The organism is Saliniramus sp. (assembly GCF_035311605.1).
Classification (GTDB): domain Bacteria; phylum Pseudomonadota; class Alphaproteobacteria; order Rhizobiales; family Beijerinckiaceae; genus Saliniramus.
This window is the reverse complement of sequence record NZ_DATGCW010000295.1, coordinates 1-2,521: the sequence shown is the minus strand read 5'-3', so window position 1 is coordinate 2,521 and position 2,521 is coordinate 1. Positions and strand designations below refer to the sequence as shown.

The 2,521-nt window shown below is 64.7% G+C and carries 3 protein-coding genes and 1 pseudogene; 3 read left to right on the top strand and 1 reads right to left on the bottom strand.

All coding sequences use genetic code 11. The features are described from left to right. The 3 genes from VKP01_RS13165 to VKP01_RS13155 all read left to right on the top strand — a co-directional run. Positions 1–425: tellurite resistance TerB family protein (locus VKP01_RS13165; protein WP_324413007.1), on the top strand; the 425-nt coding region annotated here is incomplete at its 5' end. A 191-nt stretch (positions 426–616) separates the two neighbouring features. Next, positions 617–961, top strand: coding sequence for a hypothetical protein (locus tag VKP01_RS13160; RefSeq protein WP_324413005.1), 345 nt, complete (start codon positions 617–619; stop codon positions 959–961). Continuing rightward, a complete protein-coding gene (locus VKP01_RS13155) occupies positions 954–1,544 on the top strand; it encodes a DedA family protein (RefSeq protein ID WP_324413003.1) in 591 nt (196 codons plus the stop codon). The genes VKP01_RS13160 and VKP01_RS13155 overlap by 8 nt, the downstream gene beginning before the upstream one ends. 83 nt (positions 1,545–1,627) lie before the next feature. Here VKP01_RS13155 and VKP01_RS13150 read toward each other — a convergent pair. Then, a pseudogene (locus tag VKP01_RS13150) lies at positions 1,628–2,521 on the bottom strand (cyclohexanone monooxygenase); the annotation flags it as partial.

The following is a 2,521-nucleotide window of genomic DNA, read 5'->3' as shown; positions in this document are numbered from 1 at the left end:
CCCACTCTGGCCCGGCCTTGCTGACGCCGCCCGCAGACAGTCCGTTCGCCCCTGCCCAGGCACCGGGCGGAGAGGACAATCTCGCCCGCGGCGTCCTCGTCGCCATGATCCAGGGCGCGAAGGCCGACGGGCACATCGATGCCGAAGAGCAGGCCCGCATTTTCGGCCATCTCGACAATCTCGGGCTGGATGCGCAGGCCAAGGCCTTCGTCATGGACGAACTCGCAGCACCTCAGGACATCAACCGCGTGCGCCATTATGCGGATCGTCCGGAAGTCGGTGCGGAACTCTATGCAGCCTCGCTTCTGGCCATGGATCCCGATACGCCCGCCGAGCGGCGCTACCTTACCGAACTGGCCGCCGCGCTCGGCATCGATCCCGGCCTCGCCGCCGAAATCGAACAGACGGTCGCGGTGCATGCGTGATTGCCTGTACGCCTGTTGCCAGGCCCCGGATCCGGATCGTTGCAACCCAGCCACGGCGCATCTCCCGCGAACCGCCTGAAAAAGGGCAGGGGCTGGTGCGCAAGAGCAGCTTTCCGATTGCCGGCATTGAATCAGGCTATCGGAAAAACAGGTGATTCGGGACGACATATGCCGCTGGAAAGCAATCGGCCATGAAGGGCCACCGTTCCCGACATCCCTGGCTGCTTGCCGGCTTTGTTCTGGCGCTGATCCTGACGGGTTTTTTTGCGATCCGCCTCGTCGTCTCGACGCTTTACTGGTCGGAGAACGAGGATCGACCGATCGAGGGCTGGATGCCGATCGGATACATCGCGCAATCGTGGGACGTTCCGCGCGACACGCTCGCACGCGCGATCGAGCACGAGCCCGGCGCGTTCCAGCGCAAGAGCCTCGCGCATATCGCCGAGGAGCGCGGTGAATCGGTCGAAACCCTGATTACACGCATTGAAAACGCAATAGCGGATGCGCGAGAAGAAGCGGTCGACGGTGATGACTGAGCTCTTCTTCGCTCTCGTCAGCGACTGGGGCGCGCCGGCCCTCGCATTTGCGACGTTTCTCTCCTGCCTTGCCGTTCCCGTGCCGACATCCATGATGATGCTGGCCGCAGGCGCCTTCGTCGCTTCCGGAGATCTGCAACTCGCACCCGTTGTCATGGCGGCTTTCTTCGGGGCGATCGCGGGTGATCAGGCGGGGTTCGGGATCGGGCGCACTGCCAGCACCGCGCTGATCGGCTGGCTGCGCGTGAACCGATCGCGGGCGAAATTCCTCGAACAGGCGCAAGGCACGATCGACAGACGCGGCGCTCCGGCGGTCTTTCTCAGCCGCTGGCTGTTTTCGCCACTGGGCCCCTATGTCAACCTGCTGACCGGCGCCGCGAAGATGCCCTGGCCCATCTTCACCATCATGTCGGCCTTTGGCGAGGCGATCTGGGTCACCATCTATATCGGGCTTGGAATCGTGTTTTATGACAATCTGGGCGCCGTCGCTACCGTGCTGGCAGATTCGGCAGGCTTCATGACCTCCGCCCTGATCGCCCTCCTGACCGGCTACGCCCTGTTTCGGCGAAAGCGCGTTCACTGAAAAACGCCTTGCGGATATGCCGGCATCGGGCTTCGCCTGTTTACGAAGCCCGCCTGCGGGGCGCTGCGGCGAGCCGGCAATTCTCACACACCCGGCGCATAGACCGGCGCGTCGAAATCGGACGCACCCGGGGCGGGCTGTTGATTGTCGTCGAGGGCAAAGCCGGGATATCCGCGCGCGGCGATGTCGTCGCAGATGGCGCGGTAGCGTCCCATGCCGCCGGTATAGGGCATGAAGACGCGCGGCTTGCCGGGTACGTTCGCGCCCAGATACCAGGAATGGGGCACCTGCGGCAGCAATGTGCGCCCCGCCGCCTCTTCCACATGCGCGCCCCAGGCCGTTGCCGCCTCCATGCACGGTTCGATCCGCGCCACGCCGCGCTCACGCATGAAGGCGATGCAAGCGGTGATCCATTCCACATGCTGTTCGATCGCAACCGGGAGGTTCACCAGCACCGAGGGACTGCCCGGGCCGGTCACCGTGAAGAGATTGGGAAAGCCCGGGATCTGCAGGCCCAGATACGTCACCGGCCCCGCCGCCCAGGCCTCTGCCAGGCTCAAACCGTCGCGCCCGGTCAGCCCCAGCCGCAGCAGCGGCCCGGTCATGGCGTCGAATCCGGTGGCGAAGACGATCACGTCGAGCGGGTATTCGGCCTCCTCCGTCAGGATGCCGTTCTCCGTGATCTGCTTGATCGGCTCGGCGCGCAGATCCACGAGATCGACATTGTCGCGGTTGAAGGTCTCGAAATACTGCGTATCGACCGGCGGGCGCTTTGCGGCATAGGGATGGTCGATATCGGAGAGAACCCGCGCCTTGCGCGCGTCGTGTACGATATCGCGGATCCTGCCCTTGATGAAAGCGGCGGCGGTGGCGTTGGCGTCCTCGCTCGCGAGCAGATCCTGGAACACCGCGCGAAAGCGCAAGCCCCCCGTCTCCCACGCTTCCTCGTAGAGCCGCCGGCGCTCATCCTCATCGAC

Excerpts from the sequence above, each read along its gene's own strand:
- VKP01_RS13160 (WP_324413005.1), top strand. The coding sequence starts at position 617 with ATGAAGGGCCACCGTTCCCGACATCCCTGGCTGCTTGCCGGCTTTGTT.
- VKP01_RS13155 (WP_324413003.1), top strand. The coding sequence starts at position 954 with ATGACTGAGCTCTTCTTCGCTCTCGTCAGCGACTGGGGCGCGCCGGCC.